We start from the raw sequence: 1,272 nt of genomic DNA on the forward strand, positions 1-1,272 counted from the left end.
GTGTAATGCCCCCCATTGTCAAGACACAATTTCGGAAAAAATAAGTTAAGTCCTCCTTCAATTGTAATGGGGAGCGGATGCCGTTAAGCAGTCCGCGCATACACATCTGCCGGCTTGGCGTAACCCAACGCCTGATGGGGGCGTTCGGTATGGTAAAAGCGTAGATAAGCTGTAATCGCCTTGCGAAGCGCCCGAGGGTTCTCATACTCATTCAGATAGATTTCCTCATATTTGAGCGAACGAAAGAAGCGTTCCGTACGGCTGTTATCCCGTGCCCGGCCTTTGCCGTCCATCGATACGTTTACGTTGTGCTTGATCAACAAGTCCAAGTAATCCTGATTCGTAAAATGACTGCCCTGATCGCTGTTCATAATCTCGGGCTGACAGCGCCCCAGTGCCCGTTTCAGGCACGTCAGCACGAACGCCTTCTCCAACGTGCTGGAAAGCTCGTAATCGATGATTTTGCGGCTGTACCAGTCAATGATCACAAACAGATACATGAAGCCTTTACCCATCCGTAGATACGTAATATCAATGCCCCAGACCTGGTTCGGACGATCAATCTTCAACCCGCGCAGCAGGTAGGGACGGATATACTGGGCATGGTACCGTTTGCTCAGGTTCGGGCTCGGGTAGATCACTTCGATTCCCATCACGCGCATAAGCCGCTGAACGCGCTTGCGATTGACGCGCCATCCCTGTTCCTGCAATTTGCTGCTCATCCGCCTGTAGCCAAAAAACGGATGTTTGGTATACAACTTGTCAATCTCATGCATCAGCTGTACATTCTCCGGCGTTTCTTGCCTCGGCTCCCGCTGCCGATACACATTCGTGCGATGGATACTCAAGAGCTCCGCCTGACGCTTGATGCTGATTTTTGGATGATCTCGTTCCACCATCGCTTCCCGATCTCTTGTCGATACCTTAGAGGCCAGATTTTTTTTTGAGCCAACTGACCTCTAGCGTCAGTTGACCAACCAGTTTTTCTAATTGTTCTTGCTTCTCCTCGTAGTTTCTTTTCATTTTCTCGGCTTCTTTGGTTTCACGGCCGAACACCATGGAGGCACGCTCCACAAACTCCGCCTTCCACCGGCTTAGCATCACCGGACTAATTTCGTACTTCCCAGCAATCTCATTCACTGTCTGCTCTTCTCTCAGCACTTCCATGACAACCTTCGTCTTAAATTCTGCGGTGTATCGATTCCGTTTTTCCATAGCTTCAGTATAACTTATTTATCTCCTCCTTGTGTCGCACTCTATGGGTTCATTGTA

Annotated in this window: 1 protein-coding gene; it reads right to left on the bottom strand. The window is 49.5% G+C overall.

Going from position 1 to position 1,272, the window contains the following annotated elements; all coding sequences use genetic code 11:
• Positions 1–83: 83 nt before the first annotated feature.
• Positions 84–1,215 (bottom strand): IS3 family transposase gene (locus GGQ95_RS18130; RefSeq protein WP_458294273.1). Its coding sequence is split into 2 segments (ribosomal slippage): positions 84–945 and positions 944–1,215, totalling 1,134 coding nucleotides; the frame shifts between segments, so codons are not numbered across the junction.
• Between the last annotated feature and the right edge of the window lie 57 nt (positions 1,216–1,272).

Origin of the sequence: Anoxybacteroides rupiense, from assembly GCF_014196195.1 — a bacterium.
Lineage (GTDB): Bacteria > Bacillota > Bacilli > Bacillales > Anoxybacillaceae > Anoxybacteroides > Anoxybacteroides rupiense.